This is a genomic window from Polynucleobacter meluiroseus (assembly GCF_900205755.1).
Taxonomy (GTDB): domain Bacteria; phylum Pseudomonadota; class Gammaproteobacteria; order Burkholderiales; family Burkholderiaceae; genus Polynucleobacter; species Polynucleobacter meluiroseus.
In genome coordinates this window covers 91,794-115,899 of record NZ_OANS01000001.1, presented here as the reverse complement: position 1 = coordinate 115,899, position 24,106 = coordinate 91,794, and the positions used below count along the sequence as shown (strand labels likewise).

30 protein-coding genes are annotated in these 24,106 nt (G+C 47.3%); 7 read left to right on the top strand and 23 right to left on the bottom strand.

Translation table 11 applies throughout. The features are described 5' to 3' along the window. Positions 1 to 6: 6 nt before the first annotated feature. The 4 genes from CP950_RS10040 to CP950_RS00635 all read right to left on the bottom strand — a co-directional run bounded on the left by CP950_RS10040 (position 7) and on the right by CP950_RS00635 (position 3,909). The gene (locus CP950_RS10040) at positions 7 to 138 is read right to left on the bottom strand and encodes a cytochrome oxidase small assembly protein (RefSeq protein WP_243391873.1); all 132 of its coding nucleotides are present in this window, start codon (positions 136 to 138) and stop codon (positions 7 to 9) included. Continuing rightward, entirely contained in the window at positions 122 to 1,741 is a 1,620-nt protein-coding gene (gene ctaD / locus CP950_RS00645; RefSeq protein ID WP_096671935.1) for a cytochrome c oxidase subunit I, read from the bottom strand. Before ctaD ends, CP950_RS10040 begins: the two co-directional genes overlap by 17 nt. A gap of 37 nt (positions 1,742 to 1,778) precedes the next feature. Then, positions 1,779 to 2,852, bottom strand: a complete 1,074-nt coding sequence (gene coxB / locus CP950_RS00640) for a cytochrome c oxidase subunit II (protein WP_419185563.1) — start codon at positions 2,850 to 2,852, stop codon at positions 1,779 to 1,781. Between the two features lie 250 nt (positions 2,853 to 3,102). Next, positions 3,103 to 3,909, bottom strand: a complete 807-nt coding sequence (locus CP950_RS00635; protein ID WP_096671933.1) for a class I SAM-dependent methyltransferase — start codon at positions 3,907 to 3,909, stop codon at positions 3,103 to 3,105. Between the two features lie 23 nt (positions 3,910 to 3,932). On the opposite strand from CP950_RS00635, the gene CP950_RS00630 reads away from it, so the two are divergent. Beyond that, a complete protein-coding gene (locus CP950_RS00630) occupies positions 3,933 to 4,697 on the top strand; it encodes a ComF family protein (RefSeq protein WP_096671932.1) in 765 nt (254 codons plus the stop codon). Next, positions 4,690 to 5,160, top strand: coding sequence for a tRNA (uridine(34)/cytosine(34)/5-carboxymethylaminomethyluridine(34)-2'-O)-methyltransferase TrmL (gene trmL, locus CP950_RS00625; RefSeq protein WP_096671931.1), 471 nt, complete (start codon positions 4,690 to 4,692; stop codon positions 5,158 to 5,160). The genes CP950_RS00630 and trmL overlap by 8 nt, the downstream gene beginning before the upstream one ends. Before the next feature lie 14 nt (positions 5,161 to 5,174). Here the strand turns inward: trmL and CP950_RS00620 are convergent, their stop codons facing one another. The 4 genes from CP950_RS00620 to CP950_RS00605 are packed head-to-tail and all read right to left on the bottom strand — an operon-like array spanning position 5,175 to position 7,464. Next, positions 5,175 to 6,197, bottom strand: a complete 1,023-nt coding sequence (locus CP950_RS00620; RefSeq protein ID WP_096671930.1) for an NAD(P)H-dependent glycerol-3-phosphate dehydrogenase — start codon at positions 6,195 to 6,197, stop codon at positions 5,175 to 5,177. Between the two features lie 21 nt (positions 6,198 to 6,218). Next, positions 6,219 to 6,740 carry a protein-export chaperone SecB gene (secB, locus tag CP950_RS00615; RefSeq protein WP_096671929.1) on the bottom strand — a complete coding sequence of 174 codons (522 nt, stop codon included), beginning with the start codon at positions 6,738 to 6,740 and terminating at the stop codon, positions 6,219 to 6,221. Positions 6,741 to 6,770: 30 nt separating this feature from the next. Beyond that, complete coding sequence (gene grxC / locus CP950_RS00610) at positions 6,771 to 7,028, bottom strand: glutaredoxin 3 (RefSeq protein ID WP_096671928.1); 258 nt, start codon at positions 7,026 to 7,028, stop codon at positions 6,771 to 6,773. Between the two features lie 22 nt (positions 7,029 to 7,050). Then, positions 7,051 to 7,464 (bottom strand): rhodanese-like domain-containing protein, encoded by a 414-nt coding sequence (locus tag CP950_RS00605; protein ID WP_096671927.1) that lies wholly within the window; start codon positions 7,462 to 7,464, stop codon positions 7,051 to 7,053. 22 nt (positions 7,465 to 7,486) lie between these two features. On the opposite strand from CP950_RS00605, the gene gpmA reads away from it, so the two are divergent. The 3 genes from gpmA to CP950_RS00590 are packed head-to-tail and all read left to right on the top strand — an operon-like array spanning position 7,487 to position 10,410. Further along, a complete protein-coding gene (gpmA, locus tag CP950_RS00600) occupies positions 7,487 to 8,176 on the top strand; it encodes a 2,3-diphosphoglycerate-dependent phosphoglycerate mutase (RefSeq protein ID WP_096671926.1) in 690 nt (229 codons plus the stop codon). Between the two features lie 15 nt (positions 8,177 to 8,191). Next, positions 8,192 to 9,625, top strand: coding sequence for a S41 family peptidase (locus CP950_RS00595; protein ID WP_096671925.1), 1,434 nt, complete (start codon positions 8,192 to 8,194; stop codon positions 9,623 to 9,625). 26 nt (positions 9,626 to 9,651) lie between these two features. Next, the gene (locus CP950_RS00590; RefSeq protein WP_096671924.1) at positions 9,652 to 10,410 is read left to right on the top strand and encodes a HesA/MoeB/ThiF family protein; all 759 of its coding nucleotides are present in this window, start codon (positions 9,652 to 9,654) and stop codon (positions 10,408 to 10,410) included. Here CP950_RS00590 and ptsP read toward each other — a convergent pair. From ptsP to CP950_RS00550, 8 genes are all read right to left on the bottom strand, one after another. Next, positions 10,402 to 12,153: a phosphoenolpyruvate--protein phosphotransferase gene (gene ptsP, locus CP950_RS00585; RefSeq protein WP_096671923.1), complete on the bottom strand. Its 1,752-nt coding sequence runs from the start codon at positions 12,151 to 12,153 to the stop codon at positions 10,402 to 10,404. The two genes, CP950_RS00590 and ptsP, sit on opposite strands and share 9 nt — an antisense overlap. A gap of 3 nt (positions 12,154 to 12,156) precedes the next feature. Continuing rightward, complete coding sequence (locus CP950_RS00580) at positions 12,157 to 12,426, bottom strand: HPr family phosphocarrier protein (protein ID WP_096671922.1); 270 nt, start codon at positions 12,424 to 12,426, stop codon at positions 12,157 to 12,159. 15 nt (positions 12,427 to 12,441) lie between these two features. Further along, complete coding sequence (locus CP950_RS00575; protein ID WP_096671921.1) at positions 12,442 to 12,873, bottom strand: PTS sugar transporter subunit IIA; 432 nt, start codon at positions 12,871 to 12,873, stop codon at positions 12,442 to 12,444. Beyond that, a complete protein-coding gene (gene gshB, locus CP950_RS00570; protein WP_096671920.1) occupies positions 12,870 to 13,817 on the bottom strand; it encodes a glutathione synthase in 948 nt (315 codons plus the stop codon). The genes CP950_RS00575 and gshB overlap by 4 nt, the downstream gene beginning before the upstream one ends. Positions 13,818 to 13,847: 30 nt before the next feature. Beyond that, complete coding sequence (gshA, locus tag CP950_RS00565; protein WP_096671919.1) at positions 13,848 to 15,146, bottom strand: glutamate--cysteine ligase; 1,299 nt, start codon at positions 15,144 to 15,146, stop codon at positions 13,848 to 13,850. A gap of 100 nt (positions 15,147 to 15,246) precedes the next feature. Then, positions 15,247 to 16,725 (bottom strand): ammonium transporter, encoded by a 1,479-nt coding sequence (locus CP950_RS00560; RefSeq protein WP_096671918.1) that lies wholly within the window; start codon positions 16,723 to 16,725, stop codon positions 15,247 to 15,249. 13 nt (positions 16,726 to 16,738) lie between these two features. Beyond that, positions 16,739 to 17,077: a P-II family nitrogen regulator gene (locus tag CP950_RS00555; RefSeq protein WP_096671917.1), complete on the bottom strand. Its 339-nt coding sequence runs from the start codon at positions 17,075 to 17,077 to the stop codon at positions 16,739 to 16,741. Between the two features lie 24 nt (positions 17,078 to 17,101). Beyond that, on the bottom strand, positions 17,102 to 18,046 hold the full coding sequence (locus CP950_RS00550) for a TorF family putative porin (protein ID WP_096671916.1): 945 nt from the start codon (positions 18,044 to 18,046) through the stop codon (positions 17,102 to 17,104). 265 nt (positions 18,047 to 18,311) lie between these two features. On the opposite strand from CP950_RS00550, the gene CP950_RS00545 reads away from it, so the two are divergent. Further along, on the top strand, positions 18,312 to 18,569 hold the full coding sequence (locus CP950_RS00545) for an accessory factor UbiK family protein (RefSeq protein ID WP_096671915.1): 258 nt from the start codon (positions 18,312 to 18,314) through the stop codon (positions 18,567 to 18,569). Positions 18,570 to 18,581: 12 nt separating this feature from the next. Here the strand turns inward: CP950_RS00545 and CP950_RS00540 are convergent, their stop codons facing one another. Genes CP950_RS00540 through CP950_RS00510 form a run of 7 tightly spaced genes read right to left on the bottom strand, consistent with a single transcriptional unit; the run spans position 18,582 to position 23,265 of the window. Beyond that, positions 18,582 to 19,151, bottom strand: a complete 570-nt coding sequence (locus tag CP950_RS00540) for a hypothetical protein (protein WP_096671914.1) — start codon at positions 19,149 to 19,151, stop codon at positions 18,582 to 18,584. A gap of 10 nt (positions 19,152 to 19,161) precedes the next feature. Then, positions 19,162 to 20,178 carry a lipoyl synthase gene (lipA, locus tag CP950_RS00535; RefSeq protein WP_096671913.1) on the bottom strand — a complete coding sequence of 339 codons (1,017 nt, stop codon included), beginning with the start codon at positions 20,176 to 20,178 and terminating at the stop codon, positions 19,162 to 19,164. After that, a complete protein-coding gene (lipB, locus tag CP950_RS00530; protein WP_096671912.1) occupies positions 20,175 to 20,819 on the bottom strand; it encodes a lipoyl(octanoyl) transferase LipB in 645 nt (214 codons plus the stop codon). The genes lipA and lipB overlap by 4 nt, the downstream gene beginning before the upstream one ends. Positions 20,820 to 20,827: 8 nt before the next feature. Further along, complete coding sequence (locus CP950_RS00525; RefSeq protein WP_165766384.1) at positions 20,828 to 21,103, bottom strand: YbeD family protein; 276 nt, start codon at positions 21,101 to 21,103, stop codon at positions 20,828 to 20,830. Between the two features lie 6 nt (positions 21,104 to 21,109). Continuing rightward, positions 21,110 to 21,817 (bottom strand): alpha/beta hydrolase, encoded by a 708-nt coding sequence (locus CP950_RS00520; protein WP_096671911.1) that lies wholly within the window; start codon positions 21,815 to 21,817, stop codon positions 21,110 to 21,112. 33 nt (positions 21,818 to 21,850) lie between these two features. After that, positions 21,851 to 22,159 (bottom strand): (2Fe-2S) ferredoxin domain-containing protein, encoded by a 309-nt coding sequence (locus tag CP950_RS00515; RefSeq protein WP_096671910.1) that lies wholly within the window; start codon positions 22,157 to 22,159, stop codon positions 21,851 to 21,853. 11 nt (positions 22,160 to 22,170) lie between these two features. After that, complete coding sequence (locus tag CP950_RS00510) at positions 22,171 to 23,265, bottom strand: VanZ family protein (RefSeq protein WP_096671909.1); 1,095 nt, start codon at positions 23,263 to 23,265, stop codon at positions 22,171 to 22,173. 37 nt (positions 23,266 to 23,302) lie between these two features. Between CP950_RS00510 and CP950_RS00505 the strand changes: the two genes are divergently transcribed. Then, positions 23,303 to 24,103, top strand: a complete 801-nt coding sequence (locus CP950_RS00505; RefSeq protein WP_096671908.1) for a biotin--[acetyl-CoA-carboxylase] ligase — start codon at positions 23,303 to 23,305, stop codon at positions 24,101 to 24,103. The last annotated feature ends 3 nt before the right edge of the window (positions 24,104 to 24,106 follow it).

Here is a 24,106-nt window from a genome sequence, read left to right as displayed (position 1 = left end):
CTGAGACTAGCCCAAGATGCTGTATTTCATCAGAATGCCGAGAAAGAAAATAGCGGCAATGCTTAATAGAATAAAACCCAATCTGCGATTGCTAGCAGAGAGGGCTTCCTTTGATCTAACTTTAAATTCCTGCGGCATGCAATTCTTCAGCATCGGGAGGAGTTTCAAAGGTGTGATGTGGAGCTGGTGAAGGCACTGTCCACTCGAGACCCTTGGCACCGTCCCAGGGCTTCATAGGGGCTTTGACACCCTCTCCACGATACGCAGGCAAGGCTACAAAGATCAAGAAATAGACTTGAGATAAACCAAAACCCAAGGCGCCAATCGAAGCGATCATATTGAAGTCGGCAAATTGGGTTGGGTAGTCGGCGTAACGACGTGGCATTCCTGCTAGCCCCAAAAAGTGCATAGGGAAGAAGGTAATGTTGAAGAAAATCATGGAGCTCCAAAAATGGATCTTGCCACGCGTTTCATTAGCCATTTGGCCGGTCCACTTAGGACACCAGTAGTAAAAACCTGCAAACATCGCAAATAAAGAGCCCGCTACCAGCACGTAATGGAAGTGAGCAACTACGTAATAGGTATCTTGCAAACCAATATCAATCGGTGCAATAGCCAAAATCAAGCCAGTAAATCCACCCATAGTAAATACGAAAATAAAGCCTACGGCCCACAACATGGGAGTCTCAAAAGTCATTGAGCCTTTCCACATTGTTGCAACCCAATTGAAAATCTTTACGCCAGTTGGTACAGCAATCAACATCGTGGCGTACATGAAGAACAATTGACCTGTCACTGGCATGCCCGTGGCAAACATATGGTGAGCCCAAACAATGAAGGACAAGATCGCAATCGAAGAGGTGGCATACACCATCGAGCTATAACCAAAGAGGGTCTTTCTTGAGAACGCAGGAATGATTTCACTCACGATACCGAACGCGGGCAGAATCATGATGTACACCTCTGGGTGACCAAAGAACCAAAAGATGTGTTGGAACATTACTGGGTCACCGCCGCCTACAGCCGAGAAGAAGCTTGTACCAAAATGGCGGTCAGTCAATACCATCGTAATCGCACCTGCCAACACCGGCATTACGGCAATCAACAAATATGCGGTAATCAACCAAGTCCAGCAGAACATGGGCATCTTCATCAGCGTCATGCCAGGGGCACGCATATTGAGAATGGTCACAATAATATTAATCGAGCCCATGATCGAAGACGCACCCAACAAGTGCAGAGCAAAAATAGCCATGTCTAAGCCAGGTCCCATTTGCGATGTCAAGGGCGCATATAAAGTCCAGCCTCCGGCAGGGGCACCACCCGGCGCTAAGAAAGAGCCAAACAGCAATAGCGCTGCGACTGGCAAAATCCAGAAGCTAAAGTTGTTCATCCGCGCAAAGGCCATATCGGAGGCGCCAATTTGTAGTGGCACCATCCAGTTAGCAAAACCCACAAATGCGGGCATGATCGCGCCGAACACCATTACCAAACCATGCATAGTGGTCAACTGATTGAAAAATTCTGGGCGGAAAAATTGCAAGCCTGGCTGAAACAGCTCTAGACGAATTCCCATCGCCATCGCTCCACCGGCCAGCAGACTAATGAACGAGAAGGTTAAATACATCGTACCGATATCTTTGTGGTTGGTCGCGAATAACCAACGACGCCAACCGTGTGGCGTGTGATCATCGTGTGCATGATCGTGCGCTGTATCGTGGGTGGTAGAGACGGTGCTCATGAATTACTCCAGTTGAGATTGATCTATAGTTTAAAAATTAGTTCTTAGCTTGTGCAGAAACGATTTCTTGGGTTTGAATGACTTGCCCCGAGTTATTTCCCCATGAATTACGCGTGTAAGTAATTACTGCAGCGATATCCGCAGCAGAGAGAACACCGCTCCACTTAGGCATCGCATTTTTACCATTCAAGAGAATATGGATTTGACCTTCCAAAGGTCCATTCACAACCTTACTTCCAGCTAAAGCCGGGAAGGCGCCTGCACCTTTGCCGTTAGGCTGATGACAGGCTGCACAGTTGGCTCCATAAACTTTTTCACCACGCTCTTTTTGCTCCGCAAGGGTGTAGACCATGGATGGATCATCCGTGGCAGCAGTCAGTGACTTTTGCTTCTCTGCCACCCATTTGGTGTAGTCCTCTTGAGAAACCACTTTCACCACAATCGGCATAAACGCATGTTCGGCACCGCATAACTCAGAACACTGTCCACGGAATGTGCCGATTCTGTCGGCGCGGAACCACGTATCTCGTACAAAGCCTGGAATAGCATCTTGCTTAAGACCAAAAGCAGGAATTGTCCAAGAGTGAATTACATCGTTAGCCGTAGTAATAATGCGAATTTTTTTATCGACCGGCACTACCATTTCGTTATCGACTTCCATTAAATAGGTTGGCGATTTTGGTTCCAAATTATTTACTTGGGTTCTTGGTGTTGAAAGGGTTGAAAGAAAACTAATTCCTTCGCCCTCACCTTTAATATAGTCGTAGCCCCATTTCCACTGATAACCCGTGGTTTTAATGGTGATATCTGAATTGGTGGTGTCTTTCATTGCCACGACCGTCTTAGTCGCAGGCAAAGCCATACCGATCACAATGATCAATGGAATAACGGTCCAAATAATTTCAACCGTGGTGCTCTCATGAAAAGAGGCTGATTTGGCGCCGAGTGATTTGCGATGACGCAAGATGGAATAAAACATCACGCCAAATACACCAATAAAAATCACTGCGCAAATCACCAGCATCATCCAGTGAAGCCCATGAATTTCTTGCATGATTTTGGTGGCGGGGGGCGTAAAGTTGAGCTGATTCACGGCAGGGCCGCCCGGCATATTTTCAGCTGCAAAAACGGCTGCTGCGTTAAAGGCAGCTATGAAATAGAGCGAAGCCCTTGTGACTTTTCCAAATAAATTCATCTTATTCTCAGTTTGTTGTCATGAACTTTTGGAGTTTTAGACCCCAAAAATCCCTAAGTCTGTGTCCTGCCTTACAACCAGCACAGATTATAGGGTTAATTAGCATGTACGACAAATGGGGTAAACCTGCCCCGAAAAGACTGCACCTCAATATGTTAGTAATTACTTACTTTATTTCAGGGGTAATCCGAGTCTTGCGCAAGATTTGAGATGGGTCAATATAGGCAATATGATCCTGCGGCTTGGCCAGGTGCTTCCCGATTGCCCAGGCATGGCCGTAAACGACCTCTAGAGTCAGCTTGCTTGGCATCTCAGAGGAAATGGGAAGCTTTTCCGCCAAGGGCTCCATCAAATTAAGGGCAACTGCGTCGGTTTGCAAAACGGCGCTTGACTCATATTCCAAATTCAAATACTCCATATCCATCACCGGATCAGCAAACCGCGCCCCAACAAGGGCATCGCCCATATCGTGCATATCCCAAGGGCTAGCAAGCTTCTTTAATGACCACTTGGGCGAAGCTGCTGCATAGAGCTCTTTTCCAGTATCAGGCCCTAAATAACTAAAGGTCAGCAGGCCACCCTCTTTTAGTATCCGCCAGCATTCTTGAAGAAATGCCTTGGGATCAGCCAGATTTTGAATCAACAAGTCACTAAACACCAAATCCACCGAGTGATCGGGGAGATCGAAACGGCCTGACTTTTGAAACTCCTCCAGCGAAATATCGGCCTGACTTTTGAGACCGGAGTGCCATAAATTTGCCGTCTTTAAGCGCAATAAATCGAATCCCCGTAGATCGGATTCTGGAGCACTCACAATACGCACTCCAGGAAAACGCTTTGTCAGAAAGCGGCAATGATCTCCAGGAAAATCAGGAACAATGAGGGCGCTTTTTACTGGCAACTTGACGAGGTCTAACTTTTGCAACATTCGGTCTGCAATTTCGTCCTGAAGCCATCTGATTGGTTGGGTCATTGCCTCAGTATACTCAGCGCCCCATGTCTATATTAGAGAATGCTTTTCACGCTATTTGCGCGCAAATATTACCAACCTCTTGCATTGCTTGTGCAGCATTTCAGGCGGAAACTTTGTGTCCTGCTTGTAGAAAACAATTGGAAGCAGAAAATCTATTGCATTACGAGTGCTGCCAGCAATGCGGTACTACGCTCGCACGCAGCGAATTATTGGCTCAGCGCTGCAATGATTGCGTAGACACTGCCCCTTATTTTGATGAGACTTACTGTCTTGATCGATATGAAGGCAAGTTGCAGGCAGCCCTACACCAACTCAAATATCACAAGCGCCTTGCGTTCGCTCATGGACTGGCGACAAGCTGGAATCACATTGCCGCTCAGTCCATCTTTGAAACAAATGCAAACTACCTCCTGCCAGTCCCTCTGAGCAAAGAAAAACTATGTCTTAGAGGCTTTAACCAAAGCTGGGAAATTGCTAGGCGAATCCACCTGCATCCTCAAATTAAAAGACTGCCGAACGCCCTCTTAAGACGGCATAGTTCTCAGTCCCTAGCTTTAGAAAATAAGTTAGGGCGTCGCATTGCTATACAAGGCCTCTTTCACATCTCGCCGCAATTTCAGGCCATCTTAAAGAATAAAACGGTGATTGTGTTTGACGATGTGATGACCAGCGGTGCAACCTTAAATGAGATTGCCCGCGTTCTGAAGGACAATGGGGTATCTCGTGTCATTAATTGGGTGTTATTGAGAACTGCCCGCCCAACTCCACTCCGAAATGCGTATGTTTAATATCGTTTTATTCGAACCAGAAATTCCGCCCAACACAGGCAACATTATTCGCTTATGCGCCAACACGGGCTGCCACTTACATTTAATCGAACCCCTTGGCTTTCCCATGGAGGATGCCAAACTGCGCCGTGCGGGCTTGGATTATCACGAGTTTGCCAGCATCAAACTGCACGGCAATTGGACTGAATTTTTAAGCAATGAACAACCTCGCACTGAGCGCCTTTTTGCCTTAACCACCAAAGGCACGGGGAAATTTCATGAGGGGCAATATTTACCGAATGATTATTTTGTCTTTGGCTCTGAGACCAAAGGGATTTCTGCGGAAGTCAGAGGTGCTATCCCTAACCCCAATCAAATGCGCTTAGCAATGCAAGAGAGTAGTCGCAGCCTCAACCTCTCAAACACAGTAGCCATCGTAGTGTACGAAGCTTGGCGTCAAAACGGCCTAAGCGGCGGCAATTGAGTTGTGACTAAACACTAGACTTCTAATTTGGGGTCACGTCCCATCAGCTGTTTTACAGCTTCATGCGGAGTAACATTTCCTGAAAGTACCTCACCCATCATTGTCGTAATGGGCATGTCGACCTCCAAACGGATGGCTAAACTTCCTACTGCTTGAGCGCACAAAACACCCTCGGCCACATGTCCTAGGCCACCCAAAATATGAGTGAGCGGTTTGCCAGCGGCGAGCTCTAAGCCCACTCGGCGATTGCGCGAGAGGTCACCCGTTGCAGTCAAAATTAAATCGCCCGCACCCGTCAAGCCCATACAGGTTTCAGGCCTACCGCCCGCAGCTTTTACCAAGCGCATCATTTCGGCAAGCCCTCGCGTTAATACAGCTGCGCGAGCATTAAGTCCTAAGTCAAGGCCGTCGCTGATGCCGGCTGCGATGGCCAAGATATTTTTAATGGCACCGCCCAATTCCACGCCCACTAAATCATCGCTCGCATAAATGCGCATATTGCCGTGGTGAAATGCGGCCTGCACGTCAGCACACAAAGTGGGTGACTTACTTGCCACTGTTAAAGCGCAGGGCATTCCTAGGGCAACTTCCCGCGCAAAACTGGGACCTGACAGCGCGCCAAATGCGTGCGTTAATCCGTGGCTATGCAGTTGATTTTCACGCTCGACTACTTGGTTCGGTAATAGCGCCGTGTGAGGTTCGAGGCCCTTGCATAACCAGACAATATTGAGGGGATGTTGCGCAATCTTCAGTACCTGCTTGACCATCTCAGCCAACGCAGACATCGGTGTGGCAATCACCAAAAGGTCATCTTCTGAAAGACGCAATATTGCGGTTTCTAAGTCGTCTTCAAATTGCAAATGTACAGGTAGATCAATCTCCGGTAGATATGCGGAATTTCGTCCGGCCCGCTTCATTTCCTCAAGTTGTTGCATGCTACGAGACCATAAGCAAATGTCGCCAGCTGGCAGGTATTTCGCAGCATGTACTGCGAGGGCGGTGCCCCAAGCACCTGCTCCAAGCAGTGTCACTCTCATGATCTATAGGCCTTAGATAGCTTAATGAGGCAGGATGATTTTGCTTTCTTCTGCAGGAGCATTTTCTTGGGCTGCAGCAGCTTGAGCTTGCATGATGCGATGCTCATACATGCCATGGAAATTCATTTCGTTTAAATGAATTGGCTGGAAACCAGCACGGCTAATGGTGTCGGCAACATTAGAGCGCAAGTAGGGATACAGAATAGTTGGGCAAGCGATTCCCAGCATAGGGTCGACTTGCTCAGGAGGAATATTTTGGAACTCAAAAATCCCTGCCTGCTTTGCCTCTACCAAAAAGAGTACCTGACTTTCCACTTTAGCGGTCACAGTGGCAGTAAGCGCTACTTCGAAAATTTCATCACTCAAGCGTGTCACAGCAACATCAACTTCAACTTCAACTGTAGGCTCAGCGGCGACTAATAAAATTTGCGGGGCGTTTGGCTGCTCTAAAGAAAGATCCTTTAAGTACACACGCTGAATACGAAATCCTGGTTCTTTTGATGTGTTGGCAGCGTCTTGTGCTGGCAAAGTGGCTTCGGTCATGGCTAGCTTCCTGTGAAATAAATATATAAATTAGTTGGTCAATAGTGGGTCAAGTTGACCTGCGCGATCCAATGCAACCAAATCGTCGTAACCACCAACGTGCGTTTCGCCAATATAAATTTGCGGAACAGTACGGCGACCAGTACGGGTCATCATGAGTTCGCGCTGAGCGGGATCACGATCAATCAGGATTTTTTCTAGACTGAGCACGCCCTTCTTTTGCAGAAACTTCTCTGCCATGACGCAATAAGGACAAACTTGAGTGCTATACATCGTGACTGGGGGCATGAGTTTCTCTTGTAAGGTGGGCTTATTTAACTAAGGGAAGAGCCGCTGCCTGCCAGCCTTGAACGCCACCTTCTAAGGAGGCAACTTCGCTAAAGCCAAGCTTTTGGACTTCAGCAACACCCTTACGGGAGTGATTGCCGCTGTCACACACCAAAATGACGGGATTTTTGCGATCTAATCTCATTTTCTCGATCCCAGTCGCAAGCTCTGAGGAGATGATGTGTTTTGCTCCGGGCAAATGACCTAACTTGAAGGCTTCTACTGACCGTAAATCCAAAACATAAGCCTTGCGCCGATTAATCCAGATTGTGGCTTCCGTGGGCGTCAAACCCTTGCCGCTAATAAGCGTAGATAATGTAGGAAGAAACAGCGCTGCCCCTGAAACAAGTAAAAGGGCAATCAGCGCTATGTTATCAATTTGTGTGAGAAAGTTCATTACCAGATTATAGAATGGCTCTATGAAACAACTTGTCCTTATTCGACATGGCGAATCCGCCTGGAACCTCGAAAACCGTTTTACCGGCTGGGCCGACATCGACTTAACTCCCAAAGGTGCTGAACAGGCACTGGCAGCTGGTGAGAAACTCAAAAAAGCAGGCTATGACTTTGATGTTGCCTATACCTCTGTTTTAAGAAGAGCTATACGCACTCTTTGGTACGTACAAGAGGCGATGGACTTAATGTGGCTGCCCGTCGTACACAGCTGGAGGCTCAATGAACGCCATTACGGCGCACTGACCGGCCTTAATAAAGCCGACACTGCTGCAAAGTATGGTGACGAGCAGGTCCATATTTGGCGCCGCTCTTATGACGTTCGCCCACCACTATTAGAAGATGGAGATGAACGTCATGCCCATCATGATCGCCGTTATGAGAAGTTGAGTCACTCGGATATTCCTGCGGGAGAATGCCTTAAAGACAATGTAGAGCGAGTAATGCCTTTGTGGAATGAGTCGATTGCTCCTGCCTTAAAGGCAGGCAAACGGGTCTTATTAGTGGCTCACGGCAACAGTATCCGGTCCTTAATTAAATACCTTGATCAAGTTTCCGACCAAGATATTATGGAAATTAATGTGCCCAATGGCATCCCTCTCGTTTATGAATTGGATGATGATCTCAAGCCAATTCAGCACTTTTATTTGGATTAGGTTAAAAAGATAGCTATGCGCCAATTTTTAAAGAATGCTTCACTCATCGCAGTTGGACTGATTGCCGGGGTAGCCGCAACCATTCAACTATCGGCGACCGCACAGCAAAGTACCACTTTGCCTTTAGAGGAATTGCGCACACTCTCCAATGTGTTCGCACAAATCAAACGGGAATATGTTGAGCCCATCGAAGACAAGCAATTACTGACGGACGCTGTCAAGGGAATGGTCAGCAGCTTGGACCCCCATTCCACTTTTTTAGATAAAAAAGATTTTGAGGAAATGCAAGAGCAAACTTCAGGTAAGTTTGCCGGGCTCGGAATTGAGATTACCTCGGAAGATGGCGTAGTCAAAGTACTGAATCCGATTGAGGATAGTCCTGCTGCGCGCGCTGGATTACAAGCTGGAGATTTAATTACTCGTCTTGATGACAAACCTGTGCGTGGCATGTCCTTGGACAAAGCAGTGCGGACTATGCGCGGCAAGCCTGGCACTAAGATCACTTTGACGATTTTTCGCAAAAGTGAAGAACGTAGTTTCCCAGTGACGATTACTCGCGCTGAGATTAAGGTTCAATCTATCAAAGCAAAATTGCTAGATAACGATATTGCCTGGGTACGTGTAACGAGCTTTCAAGAGCGCACCGTCCCTGATCTCGCAAAGAAGCTCACTGATCTTGCCGCTCAAGATCCCAAGCTCAAAGGAATTATTCTCGACCTTCGCAATAACGGCGGTGGCCTGCTTCAGGGCGCTGTTGGGGTAGCTGCAGCTTTCTTGCCAGCCGATGCTGTCATTGTCTCAACCAAGGGTCAAACCACCGAATCCAAGCAAGTCTTTAATGCGACTCCAGCAATGTATCGCTTAAGTGAGGCAGGAGATCCATTGGCAGGGGTTCCTGAGATATTTAAAAAACTCCCAATGGTTGTTTTGGTAAACGCCTATTCCGCATCCGCTTCAGAAATCGTCGCTGGAGCCCTGCAAGACTACAAGCGGGCAACGATTATTGGTAAAACTAGCTTTGGTAAAGGCTCGGTTCAAACTGTTCGCCCATTGAGCAATGACTCTGCTTTAAAAATTACTACGGCTTATTACTTCACTCCAAGTGGAAAGTCGATTCAGGCTTTTGGGATTAAGCCCGATATCCCAGTGGATCAAAACAAAGAAGGCGACCCTGATGATGTATTGATTACGCGTGAAGTGGATAGTGCGAAACATTTACGCAATAAACAATCCTCTGAAGATAAGTTAATTACCGACCGGGAAAACCGTCGTATCGAAGAAATGCAACGCATTGAAGCGAATAACGCTAAGAAGACGCCTGAAGAAAAAGAAAAAGAGAAGTCGAAGAAGCCCATCGAACTTGGTAGTCCAGAAGACTTTATGCTGACTCAAGCAGTTGCATTTCTTAATGGTCAGCCAGTGAAGCGCTCTTCCTCTAAGCTCGAATAACGTTTTACTTTATTTCTAATTAAGCTATGAACGATGAGCAGTTGCTGCGCTACTCAAGGCACTTACTCCTCGAAGAAATTGATGTTACAGGTCAAGAAAAGCTCTTGGCCTCTCATGTTCTTATCATTGGTGTGGGTGGCCTTGGTTCTGCCGCTGCCCCCTATCTAGCAGCAGCTGGTATAGGGAAAATTACCTTGGTGGATTTCGACCAAGTTGAACTCAGTAATTTGCAGCGTCAAATTATGCATACCCAACAGAGTATTCATCTGAACAAAGCAGCATCGGGTAAGCAGTTTTTAGATCAGCTGAACTCCACAATTCAAGTGCACGCCATTCAGGCTGAAGCAGATGACTCCTTGCTTGATCAACTCCTACCCAGTGTCGATCTTGTTTTAGATTGCACTGATAATTTTTCAACTCGGCAGCGCATCAATGCCGGCTGCGTGAAACACCAAACGCCGCTTGTCTCTGGATCAGCACTCCGCTTTGATGGCCAACTGAGCGTATTTGATTTCCGCAGCGAAACATCACCCTGTTACGCCTGCATTTTTTCTCCGGATGAGTCATTTGAAGAAGTTAGTTGCGCTAGCATGGGCATCTTCTCACCGCTGGTAGGCATTATTGGTTCTATGCAAGCTGCTCAAGCGTTGCAAATACTGGTTGGATTCGGTGAGCCCTTAGTGGGCAGAATGTTGCTTTGGAATGCGCTCAAGACCCAGATAGATGAAATTCGACTGACACGCAATCCAGAGTGCGTGGTGTGTAGCGCTAGTCACCTAGGCTAGCAAATGCTGCAGGGCCGACGCCTGCTCCTCGGGCTCAAAAGCCATTAAGAGCGCTGGAATATGTGTCTTCAGCTCACCCGCATTGGCCTTTAAGATTTCACGCTTAACGAGCAACAGCTGGCTAAAGTGCATAGAAAAATCGGTCAAGCCCATACCCAAGAGCAGCCTAGTTAACCCAGGATCTCCCGCCATCTCACCGCAGACTGCTACTGGTACATTGGCACGTTTAGCCTGATCAATAATGTTGGCCATTAAGTTCAGAATCGCTGGATGCATTGGATCGTACAGGTGAGCCACCGCATGGTCAGCGCGATCAATTGCTAGGGTGTACTGAATCAGGTCATTAGTGCCAATAGATAAAAAATCAAAGCGCTTCAAAAACAAAGGCAAGATCAAGGCTGCCGCTGGAATCTCAATCATGGCACCCACAGGGATATTGGCATTGAATGCTTGCCCCCTTTGATGCAATTGTTGTTTTGCTTTTTCAATCAGACGCAAGGTCTCATCAATCTCCTGAACATGCGCCAACATGGGAATCATGATGCGCGCTTGGCCATGAGCTGATGCGCGCAAAATTGCTCTCAACTGCGTTAAGAAAATTTCCGGTTCGGTCAATGACCATCGAATTGCGCGCAAACCTAATGGGGAAGTGCCAGTTTGAGATAAATCAGCACCCGCACCAAGCGCTTTATCAGCACCCACATCGATGGTGCGAATATTCACAGGAAGACCATTCATCAACTCTACTGCCCGGCGATACTCTTGATACTGCTTTTCTTCATCCGGTAGCGCTTGATCAGGATCCATAAATAAAAACTCGGAGCGAAACAAGCCGACTCCGACTGCACCAAGCTCAACAGCGTGGATAGCATCTTCTGGTTGCTCGATATTAACCATCAGCTCAATTGCTACTCCGTCAACCGTTGCTGCTTTGGAGTGCTTCAGTTGCTGCAATTTATGGGTTTCTTGTAATGCCTTGGCTTGGAGTCGCCGATATTCTTCTAATAGTGGTTCATCCGGCGCCACCACCACTACGCCATGCTCACCGTCAATCACCAGCCAATCGCCGTGACGAATCATTTCACTGGCATGACGTACGCCAACCACTGCAGGAATCTCCATGCTCCTCGCCACAATTGCCGTGTGGGAAGTGGTGCCGCCTAAATCAGTAACGAAGCCAGTGAACGCGTACTCTTTAAAACGCAACATGTCGTGTGGAGCAATATCATGCGCCACGATAATGGCATCAACCCCGACCTCGGCTGATGAGACTAATTCGGAGTGGGTTGACGAATCCTTTTGCCGAGCGCCTAAGGCCTTGAGTACTCGCTCTGCGACTTGTCGAATATCGTTAGCGCGTTCTTTGAGATAAGCATCTTTAATTTCAGAAAACTGCGCCAGCAAATCATTAAGCTCAGTAGTCAATGCCCATGCGGCGTTGAATCGTTGGGCTCTAATGAGTTTAAGCGGCTTCTCTGTGAGGGCGGGATCAGCCAAAATCATGCCGTGCACATCGATAAAGGCGGCCATCTCTTGCGGCACGTCTTTAGGCAAACTCTGCCTCAATTGCGCTAGCTCTAAGCGGACTTGCTCAAAAGCATCTAGTAATTTTTGAGCCTCAACTTCTTCCGTACCAGGTTCAATTAAGTAATGACTCACCTCTAGCGCTGCATTTGAAATCAGCACTGCCTTGCCGATGGCAATCCCCTTTGATACTGGAACCCCATGCAAAGCAAAAGTCATGATTTACTCGCCTTCACCAAAACGGTTATGAATCAATTCACTCAGGGCCGCCATGGCTTCATCAGCTTGGTCGCCCACAGTTTCAATGACAATCTTGCTACCAATGCCAGCGGCTAGCATCATGACGCCCATAATACTTTTGGCGTTAATTTGACGGCCATTACGCGACAACAATATTTCACAAGGATATTCGGCTGCCAGCTTAGATAACTTAGCTGATGCCCTGGCATGCAAACCAAGCTTATTAATAATTTCGATTTCTGCAACGGGCATGATTTACCTTGTTTTTTACTTGCTAATTGCTTCTGGAATCTGAGTACCTAGGCGCGCAATGCCCTGCTCTCCCCCTTGCAATGCTTTTTGCGTCAAGACCTCTAATTCTTCATGGCGATGGGAAACACAACGCATCAACATGGGTAGGTTCACCCCCGCCAACACATTGACCGGCGCCCTAAAATTCGCATCTGCTCCTAAGCCCATCAATTTTGAGGCGACGTTAGCAGGTGTAGCACCCATCACATCAGTCAAGATCAAAATTCCTGCGCCAGCATTAACTCCTTTAGCAGCCTCTAGCACTCGCTCAAAGCTTACCTTAGTATCTTCATGCGCAGGAACATCCACAGCTCGAACGCCTTCGGGCATGACACCGAAGGTATGCTCAACAAATCCCAACATAGCACTAGCTAGCGGCGTGTGAGCCACAATGACGATTCCGGTCATAAGTGTGCCAACTCCTTTTCAAGCGCTTGCAACCAAAACTGCGCCACATCAAATCCACTTTGCTCAGTAATTTCAACAAAGCAGGTTGGGCTAGTGACATTAATTTCAGTAACAAAGCCTCCAATCAAATCTAGCCCTACCAAGAATAAACCGCGCTCATGCAAAATCGGCGCCAATTCTTGCGCAACTCTCTTTTCAGACTCGCTTAAGGGCATTGCCACACCCTTACCGCCAGCAGCCAAGTTGCCACGGATTTCAGAGCCTTGAGGAATACGAGCCAATGCAAAAGGCACTACTTCGCCGCCAATTAAAAGAACCCGCTTATCCCCCTGGGAAATCTCCGGCAAGAAACGTTGCACCATCAAAGTACGCGTCCCGTTCTCGCCCAGAGTTTCGACAATACTCGCTAAATTTAAACCGTCTGGCCCAACCCGAAATACCCCCATGCCGCCCATACCATCTAAAGGCTTAATCACTATGTCACGGTACTCGCGGTGAAACGCCTCAACTGCACTCAGCTCACGACTCACTAGAGTGGGTGGAATCAATTGCGGAAACTCAGTAATGGATAATTTTTCCGAATGATCGCGAATCGCCGTTGGATTATTAAATACCTTGGCGCCTTGTCGCACCGCTGCAGAAAGTAACCAAGTGGTATTAAGGTATTCAATATCAAACGGGGGATCGGTGCGCATCAACACCGCAGAAAAAGAATGTAGGCTACGCGCCTCGACTAGACCCAATTCATACCAAGAGGTACCGGACGGCTTAATAAAGAGAGGCTCGCAATCAGCCACAATCACATTGTCGCGCCACAAAATATTGCGGCTTTGGCAAAACCAAAGCCGATGACCGGCTGCCTGAGCCACTCGCATCATCGCTAAGGTCGAATCTTTACCAATCTTGAACGAGTCAAGTGGATCAGCAATAAACAAGTAATCCATATTATTTATTCAAAAATAAATGCTTTTAATTTAAGCGAATTCAGCATCAGGGTCGGTACGCTCGAGCTCCAATGAAGCAGCCAACAGTGCCAAGCGCGCAACCACGCCATAAAGATAAAAACGGTTCGGAGCCGCGCTGCCAGCTTTGGCAGTGATATCGGGCATAGAGTCTTGCTCAAAAGCCAATGGCACAAAGTGCATTCCTGGGGCATTGAGGTTTTCATCAGGACCGCGGTCTGTATGTACGCGATAGAAACCGCCGACAACGTAACGATCAATCATGTACACCACCGGCTCAGCAACCGCCTCATTGACTTTCTCAAAGGTGTAAACACCCTCCTGAATGAGGACGTCACTGACTTCTAACCCTTCCTTCACCACGCTCATTTTGTTGCGTTCTTTGCGATTCAAGTCTTTGAGCTGAGCAGGATCATTCACCACCATAATGCCCATGCCATAAGTGCCTGCATCGGCCTTTACAACGACAAAAGGTTTTTCTTTAATGCCGTACTCGCGGTATTTCTTGGCAGTCTTTTTGAGTATTTTCTCAACTGCTGTTTGCAGTTCATCCTCACCCTTGCGCTCATGAAAATTGACTTCGGAGCATTGCGCAAAATACGGATTGATCATCCAAGGATCAATATCGACCACCTTGGCAAACTTCTTTGCCACTTCATCGTAGGCAGCGAAGTGATTTGATTTACGGCGAATATGCCAACCCGCATGCAGCCCAGGCAACAAATACTGCTCATGAATATTTTCCAAAATAGGCGGAATGCCTGCGGATAGATCGTTATTCAACAGAATTGAGCATGGATCAAAATCCTTCAATCCCAAACGTTGCTGCTTTAATCCTAATCGGGACAAAGGCTCCATTAACAAGCGGTTGCCATCAGGGAGATCTATCCAGGTAGGCTTTTTAATCTCTTCGGAAAAAGTACCCAGACGGACATTGAGACCGGCCTGACGCAAGATGGAAGATAGGCGCGCTACGTTTTGCAGATAAAACGTATTACGGGTATGGCGCTCAGGAATCAGCAATAAATTTTTTGCTTCTGGACAAATCTTCTCAATGGCCGCCATAGCAGCCTGCACTGCCAAAGGCAGCATCTGGGGAGAAAGATTATTAAAGCCACCAGGAAATAAATTCGTGTCAACTGGGGCTAGCTTGAAACCCGAGTTACGTAAATCTACCGAGCAGTAAAAAGGGGGGGTGTGCTCTTGCCATTCAAGCCTAAACCAGCGCTCAATCGTAGGAGTAGCTTCTAAGACCTTTGTCTCGAGTTCGAGCAAAGGACCACTAAGGGCAGTAATGAGATGTGGAACCATTTCACCATTGTAAGTATTTTATAAAAAAAACGCGGAATCCGAAGATTCCGCGCTGATAAAGCAGGCAGTTAGGACCGCCTAAGAGGGTTAAAACGACTAATTAAGACTCGTAAGCAGTTTCACCATGTGAGCTGATATCCAAACCTTCGCGCTCTTCTTCTTCTTTAACGCGCAAACCAATCACCATATCGATCAATTTGAAGGCAATGAAAGAAACTACGCCAGACCAGATTACGGTAGTGATCACACCTTGAGCTTGAATCCACATTTGGCTAGCGATCGAATAATCAGGTGCAGCAGCATTTGTAACGTAATCCCAGATACCTGTGCCACCCAAAGCTGGATCAGCAAAAATACCAGTCAACAACGCACCAGAAATACCACCTACGCCATGCACACCGAATACATCCAATGTGTCATCTGAGCCCAACATTTTCTTCAGGCCTGTTACACCCCAAAGGCAAATGACGCCAGCGAACAGACCGATAGCAATTGCACCCATTGGGCCAACGAAACCAGCAGCTGGAGTAATAGCAACTAAACCTGCTACGCAACCAGAAGCCGCGCCCAACATCGATGGCTTACCTTTGAGAATCCACTCAGCAAATGACCAGCCCAATACAGCGGCGGCAGTAGCTACATAGGTATTGACGAATGCCAATGCAGCGCTTCCGTTTGCTTCGAGTGCTGAACCTGCGTTGAAACCAAACCAACCGAACCACAAGAGTGCGGCACCAGTCATTACATAAACTAAGTTATGTGGCTTCATTGCTTCTTTGCCGTAACCAATACGCTTGCCAATCACAAAGGAGCCAACTAAACCAGCGATCGCAGCATTGATGTGAACAACGGTACCGCCAGCAAAGTCGAGCACACCTTTTTGCCATAACCAACCTGCACGGGCAGTGATAGCTTCAAGTGACGCTGCATCTTTGATGTCATCAGGGCCAGGCCAGAACCAAACCATGTGAGCGATTGGCAAGTAGCTAAACGTGAACCAAATCACCATAAAGATCAGGATTGCAGAGAACTTAGCGCGCTCAGCAAAAGAACCGATGATTAAACAGCAAGTAATAGTGGCAAACACTGCCTGGAAAGCCATGAATACATACTCAGGAATACCAACACCTTTACTAAAGGTTGCTGCGATAGAGTCTGGAGTCAAGCCAGCCAAGAACAGACGATCAAGTCCGCCAATAAATGCCCCACCTTCCGTAAACGCCAAGCTATAGCCGTAGAAGACCCACAGCACGGTAATCAGAGAGAAGACCATGAAACATTGCATACAAATGGACAGGATGTTTTTACTGCGGGTTAAGCCGCCGTAAAACAATGCCAAGCCAGGAAGCGTCATCAACAGCACTAATGCTGTAGATATCAACATCCAAGCGGTATCACCTTTGTTTACTGTTGCTACAGGTGCTGCTGGAGCGGCTGCGGCAGCTGAGGCGGCTGCAGGAGCAGAAACAGCGGGTTTCGCTTCATCGGCAAACGCGGGAGCGCTTACCATTACGCCAGTTGCGCCAATGGCCAAAGCCATCGCACCACCAGCTAGGAGATTTTTCATCCAAGTTAACATTTTGAGCCTCTCTTTAAAGTGCTGACGCACCGGTTTCACCGGTACGAATACGAATGACATGTTCTACAGAAGTAACAAAGATTTTGCCATCGCCAATTTTGCCAGTACGAGCAGATTTTTCAATCGCTTCAATTGCTCGCTCCAAAATGTCATCATCAACAGCAGCTTCAATTTTTACCTTAGGCAAAAAATCCACTACATACTCAGCACCGCGATACAACTCAGTGTGACCCTTTTGACGACCAAATCCTTTAACTTCGGTAACAGTGATGCCCGAAACTCCCACTTCTGAGAGAGCTTCGCGCACCTCGTCAAGCTTAAATGGCTTGACGATTGCAGTGATTAATTTCATATGTTTCTCCGTTCAGAGTGGAAATTAGAAAGTTTTTGTAAGAGCAACTACAGCGTTACCACGTCCAGCGTTGCCGCCGTTTGGGGTAGCGTAAACATAAGTGCTACCCACTTTTTGTGCGCTTGTTCCTGTGTAGTAAGCGGTACCAGACAAGCCGCCGCCGAAGTCCTTAGTCAAACCAAGCTTCCAATCAGCGTAGCTTGCATTCCAAGTTCCTGCCAAGGAAGTATTGCCAACTCCAGCAGTTGACTGGGCATTAGAAGTAACAACGTTATTAGGCACGTACTGATAACCAGCATGTGCATTTAAGCTGATGCCATAAAAGCCTGTGTCATAGTTCGCAGTGAAATCAGGGTAGAAAGCACCTGCAGAATTCTTGATACCGAACAAATTAGTTACAGCATAGGAGAACTTCAAGAATCCAGTTGCAGGACCAAATGTGTAGTTTTGGGCTACATACAATTCAGTTGTACTTGGATTCACACCTGCAGCTTGGCGACTACTTGGAATGTTGTTGACGGTTGTACTAGACTGAATTCCAGGTAAGCCAGCTGCTGAGTAATAGTATTGCAATACACCGATATCACTCGCAAAGCCTTCGCCGATTAACTCTTTCTTAAAACCTGCATAGAAGTCCATTTCAATCGGAGCAGATACGCCGGTGCCAGTTGTTTTTGGGTTTGATGAGGAAGAATAGCCATCGCTGATCCAGCTAATAGATGAGTTCCAGTTACCAATGTACAAACCACTCTCGTGAGCATAATCAAAGCCACCTTGAATAGCTGGCTTGTTATTGGACTGCGTCAAACCACGATAGATATAGTTACTTGCTACAGTTACGTTAGCCGTAACCGGACTTACTTCAGGTGCTTCTGCTGCGGCCTCTTCCGCAAAAGCGGATGTGTAAACTAAGCCGCTCAACAAGGCAACTGCAACAGCAGAAATTGCTGACTTTTGAAAAGATTTCATAAAATGCTCCTTACTAGTTGTAATGAAAAAAGGGTTAAATGCTTTATTGCATGGGTCGATGATGAAGTCCCCCTGTTAAGCCCTTTTTCAATCATTCCCCATAATGAAGCTCATGCACTTATTTGGTGCTTCAGTTTGCACCATTAAAGTGAATCTGTTCCCATTTTTACTGTTTTAGGTCTTTTCGGACGCCGAAACTCGACTCCCATTAAAATAAGGTTTGTCTCATTTACGCAACTCTAACCCATAGCGAGTAAGTCAAATCATGCAAAAACCTGGTGAAATCCTCGAACAGATTCAACGCATTGCTGGCGAAATGCAAAATAAGGTGGGAGATGCGATCCGTAATTCGCCCGCACAGGATATTGAAAAGAATGTGCGCGCCATGATGAGTCAAGGCTTTCAGAAAATGGATTTAGTCACTCGCGAAGAATTTGATTTGCAAACTAAAGTGCTTTCCAAAACGAGAGAAAAATTGGAAGCGCTTGAAGCAAAAGTAGCGGCTATGGAAAAAACTCAGTAAGTCTCTAGCAATTTACTCGGGATGAAATTCTTCGAAGAAAGTGGCGTACTGCTCTTCTGAAAAGAGTTGTTCAATATTGATCCCAGAGGGCGTGTTCTGCAAAACGGAAACTTGATATACCCATATGCCGCCATCAGGACTCGGCCTAGAAATCCAGCGCACTCGCATAGATTGCCGCTTTGAATCAGGCGCAATAAAGTCTAAAAAATAATCTGTTGTTGGTTGACGTTGGCGAGCTACCGTGCGATAGACGGCAGAAGAGCTAAGAGCGCTCTGCGCGTCTACGCCTGCCCGCTTAAAAAGATTGTCTTGCATCTGCTTAAGCAGCTCAGGAAAAAAATCTGACTGATCTTTGTTTAAATAAATTGAAGAGACTGAATAAATCGCTTCATCGACTTTGACCGCCTCTAAAATCTGCGGAATATTTGCGCCTTGATAGGGCACCTGTCTTTCTAACTTGTCAGGCTTACCCGGAAATAATGCCGTGAAACTTTCTTGAGGCGCTTGAACTGTGCGCCAGTCTAGTTTCGGACTACAAGCGATCAGCAGAATGCTTGTTGCAATCACGATGCAACTTCGCATTGCCTTTCTTCTAGACAAGGCCAGCCCCGAGAGCCTGCTGATCCGCATGATAGCTAGAGCGCACCATGGCGCCTACTGCCGCATGCGAGAAGCCCATTGCGTAAGCTTCTTTCTCATAGTGCTTAAAGACATCAGGGTGGACATAGCGCTGGACTGGCAGATGGTGCCCAGAAGGCGCCAGGTATTGACCAATCGTCAACATATCAATCTGGTGTGCTCGCATGTCACGCATGACTTCCAAGATTTCTTCATCGGTTTCACCTAGACCTACCATCAAGCCGCTCTTGGTAGGAATGTGTGGAAAACGTACTTTGAAATCTTGCAACAGTTTTAAGGAGTGTGCATAGTCAGCACCTGGACGCGCCTGTTTATATAAACGGGGAACCGTCTCTAAATTGTGATTCATTACATCAGGCAATCCATTAGGCGCATGCTCTGAAAAAATATCTAAGGCCTTATCTAATCGACCACGAAAGTCAGGTACTAACACTTCAATTCGGGTATTTGGTGAGAGCGCTCTTGATTGAGAAATACAGTCAACATAATGCATAGCCCCACCATCACGCAGATCATCGCGGTCTACGCTCGTGATCACTACGTAATTTAGTTTAAGGACGGCAATCGTGCGCGCTAAATTAGCGGGTTCTTTTTCATCCAAGGGATCTGGGCGGCCATGACCTACATCACAGAATGGACAACGACGGGTGCATTTATCACCCATGATCATGAATGTAGCTGTGCCCTTACCAAAACACTCGCCGATATTAGGACAACTCGCTTCTTCACAAACGGTAACTAAATCATTCTCACGCAAAATTTGCTTAATTTCTGCAAAGCGAGAATTTCCAGAGGCGGCCTTCACCCGAATCCAATCAGGCTTTTTGAGTACCTGCTCAATGGGGATAATCTTGATCGGAATGCGGGCCGTCTTCTCATTGGACTTTTGCTTACGTGAAGCATCGTAGTTGACGTCCTGACGTGACTCAAGGAGTGCACTACTTTCCAGTTCTATCTTATCTATGGTCATGGTCGAATCAATTGCGCCTGCAAATGGTCAATGAGGGTTTTGCTAATCATCTCCTTATTGTCCTTGATCCCGAGAGTTTGCATGTCCACCGTTCTCAAGCCCTCGTAACCACAAGGGTGGATACGGGCAAAAGCGTCTAAATCCGTGGCCACATTAAGGGCTAGGCCATGATATGTGCAGCCTTTGGAGACTTTTAAACCCAGTGCGGCGATTTTCGCTCCAATATAGGGTTCAGGTAAACCAGCCTGTGCGCAAACATAGATTCCAGGGGCTCCAGAGTGTCGCTCAGCCTGAAGACCAAAGTTGGCCAAAGTGTCAATCAGCGCTTGCTCAATGCGCGCTACCAACTCTTTAACAAAGATTCCGAGTCGCCGTAAATCCAATAAAAGATAGATCACAATCTGGCCTGGGCCATGGTAGGTAATCTCACCGCCACGATCGACCTGAATTAAAGGAATATCACTGCTAGGAGAATGTAAGTTTCCTGCATCACCAGCGAGACCTAAGGTAAAGACGGGTGGGTGCTCTAAAACCCAAATCTCGTCTGGAGTGTCGGGCGTGCGCTGTTGATTGAATGCCTGCATTGCTTCATAGGTCTCGGCATAGTCCGATAAACCCAAAGACTTCACTAAGATCGCCATGAAGCCGCTTAAAGAACCATGCTGACTAAAGGATGGGTCGAGAGGGTTCGGTACAGCTCATCCAATTGCTCGCGACTAGTCGCATTAATAGGCAGGGTAATGCCGAGGTAGTTGCCATCTTTTGAGGGTCGTTGCTCCACCTGACTCTCATCAAAGATCGGATCAAATTGATGGGCAATATGCAAAATTGCGGGTAAATATTCAGGGACGGATTTGCCCATGACCTTAATTGGAAATAGGGAGGGATATTCGATGAGGGATTTTTCTTCTGCCATGGTGTTCATGATTCCTTATGTGTTGGGCATACCTAACCATGCCCCGGTAATGATGTTGCGTATGCAGTGGAGTTTACGGTGAAAAAAGTGATCCGCACCTGGAACAACCTGCACCGTTAATTCTTGTGGTCGCGCCCAATCAAAGACATCCACTAGGGGAATGGTTTCATCCACCTCACCATGAATCAAGATCGTATCAGCTGGTACTGGCGCCAACTCCCATTTACCCGTAGCACTACCCACCATAACAAGACGCTCAGCAGGACGTCCAAGCTCAGCTAACTTTTGCACCAGGTGCGTACCCACAAAACTACCGAAAGAAAATCCAGATACAAGCAAAGGGAGGGTATTGGCGGAGTTAGTCCAAGCTTGGCCTTGGGTTGCCTCAAAGCGTGCCCAGCTTGCGGGAGTGCGCATCCAGTCAGTTACCTGGAGTAAATCTTCGGTTTCACCGACACCATGATCATGTTCGCCTGCAGTTGTGCCCACTCCACGAAAATTGGGGCGCACACTGATATACCCCAATAGGTTGAATGTACGTGCCATGGTTTGCACTACCTTGTTATCTTTAGTGCCACCCATCAGTGGATGGGGGTGGGCTACCAAAGCTAAACCGCGCACGGTAAATGCGGGATTCTTTTTTAAATCATCAGGTAGGTCGATAGACATTTCTATCGAGCCCATGGGGCCATCAATATGCATTACCTTAGGGTCAACACTCATAGTCAGCGCTTTCTCAAATTTATCTAGATCAACCTAAGCTAACTGTAAGCGCTCAACAGGACGCCCCTCGATTAAGTGCGACTGAATAATTTCTTCTACATCTTCAGAGTCAATGAAGGTGTACCAAACGCCCTCGGGATAAATCACCATGACCGGGCCTTGCGCGCAACGATCCAAACAACCGGCCTTGTTAATTCGGATCTTGCCAGAACCCGCTAAGCCCAATTCTTTGACTCTCTTTTTGGCGTACTCAAACAAAGCATAGGCGTTATGTTGATGGCAACAATTATCCCCATTAGATCGTTCATTCAAACAGAAAAATACGTGGTTCTTAAAGTACATAGCGATCCCAATTAGGGTTTTAGTTTAACTACTAAGGCTTCACGAATCATCCAAAATAGAGCCAATGGCAACCATAGTACTGAAAGCCATTGCATTAAGTCATTGAAGTGCAACATGGGACCTTGATACCAATGGCGCATCGTCAATATAAAGTAGGGATTATCAGGTAGCACACTGATGGCCACCGTCGCTGAGAGCAAACAAACAAGCGCAGCCCAAAATTTTGTCCTAATAGAACAACGCAGCATCCACCTCAAAATCACGCTCCCCAAGACCATTCCCCAAATTGCACCTGCGGTCAGCCACAGCAAACTCAATTCAGCGCCAAATTGCAATGCAGTGAACAGGATCTTGATCAGCACTGTCCAAGCAAGCAAGCCCATCAGAATTTTCCACTGCGGCGCCTTCGTTCGCATGCCTAAAGAAAGCAAGAGTGCAGTACCAAGCCAACATAAGGCCGTTATCGCTGTCTCTTGGGCAAAGTGATTCATCACCGTAGTGCCCCAGTCAATTGAGCCAAAAATGGCATGCCCCCAAACACCCGTTCCAAGCCAAGAACTCTGCGGGTAGATTTGTGCCCAAGGAAATAATAAAAATAATCCCGCCCAGGCCCAATTTAGACCAAACCAGCGATCGAAGCGCCGTCGAATGGCGCTTCCTGAGAGCCATTGGGGCCCCATGGGAATAGCCAGTAAGCCACCTAGCAAGCCACCTGAAACGTTAGCCCACCAATCCATCAGACTAGGAATACGCGTGGGTACCCAGCTCTGCAATGATTCAACACTGAAAGCAAGCATGGCGCTTAAAGCCAAAGCAATGCCAAGGGCAACAAAATTACGCCAGCGTGGATAAGCCGAAAAAACGATTAAAAATCCTAGCGGAATATAAGCCAGGATATTGACCGAAACATCGAATAAGGTGATGTAACGCGGTAATGGCGCGTCTAACCAGGCCCAGCCCGAAATACCATTATCTAAAGTAAATTCAAAGGGATTCAGACTCACATACAGAATTAACAAAGCGTAAATAAGGGTCATCGCTCTAGCCAAGGGCATGGCTTGAAGAGGCCAAACAAACTTACGGGGACGCTGTTCTTCTTGATGCATTCCCCAATTCTAGGTCAGTCTTTTCTACAATGAGCAAATGAACTGGAATTGCACCTTTGAGCGCGTCGCTGAAACGGCTTCGACCAACGACGACTTATTAAACCGCTGGCGTGCTGGTGAGTTAACGCATCCGGTTGCCAGAATCGCCTACAAACAAACTGCAGGCAAAGGCAGGGCTGGACGAACTTGGCTTGCCAACCCCCAGGATTCACTATGCTTTTCTTTGGCCTACCCTTACCCTGGGAGCCCTAATGAGCTAAGTGGTTTAAGTCTCTGTGTTGGCCTGGCCCTCATCAGTGGCTTAGCCTCTGCGCTTGATTGCAGTGAGGCCAGTTTATTTTCTCAAGGCCTGCGCCTCAAATGGCCTAATGACCTTTTACTTAATCACGCTAAGCTAGGCGGAGTCCTGATTGAGGGTAGACAAACCAATATGAATGAGCCCACTTGGATGATCATTGGTGTGGGAATGAACTTACGCAATGCTGCTGCACTTGAGGCGAAGCTGGATGGGCGAACCCATCTTCAGGTGGGCTCTTTGGATCAGCTGATTTCAGAGAAGAGTGTCTTACCTGAGATTGATCAGATTTGGCTAAAGCTCATTAGCGCTTTAGAGAACGTATTGACGCAATTTGAAAAGACGGGGTTTAGTCACTTTCGCGCTGAATGGCAGCATTGGGATGCTTTTTATGGGCAGCCCGTCCGCATTTCAGCAGGGCTGCAACCACCACTTTTAGGCCTCGAGCAAGGGGTGGATGACAATGGGGCATTACTTCTTGAGCGGGATGGAAATCTGATGACAATATTTGCTGGCGATGTTTCTCTGCGGGCTCAAGAATGAGTC